Annotated in this window: 1 protein-coding gene; it reads left to right on the top strand. The window is 64.7% G+C overall.

Annotated features, from left to right (window positions below; translation table 11 throughout):
- Nucleotides 1-266: SulP family inorganic anion transporter (locus tag AC0L3U_RS39515; protein WP_473365137.1), on the top strand; the 266-nt coding region annotated here is incomplete at both ends.

Here is a 266-nt window from a genome sequence, read left to right as displayed (position 1 = left end):
CGGCCTCACTACGTCATTTGCCTTGCTGCCCGAGTGCATCGCCTTCGCGCTGGTGGCCCATCTCAACCCGTTGATGGGACTCTACGGCGCGTTCATCATATGCACCCTCACCGCGCTGTTCGGTGGTCGCCCCGGTATGGTCTCCGGAGCGGCCGGTTCGATGGCGGTGGTGATCGTGGCGCTGGTGGTGCAGCACGGCGTCGAGTATCTGCTGGCGACCGTGCTGCTGGGCGGGTTGATCATGGTCGCTTTCGGCTTGTTGCGCC

Source organism: Bradyrhizobium sp. Kon69 (assembly GCF_055807515.1).
The sequence above is the reverse complement of the archived record's forward strand: the minus strand, read 5'-3'. Positions and strand labels throughout refer to the sequence as shown.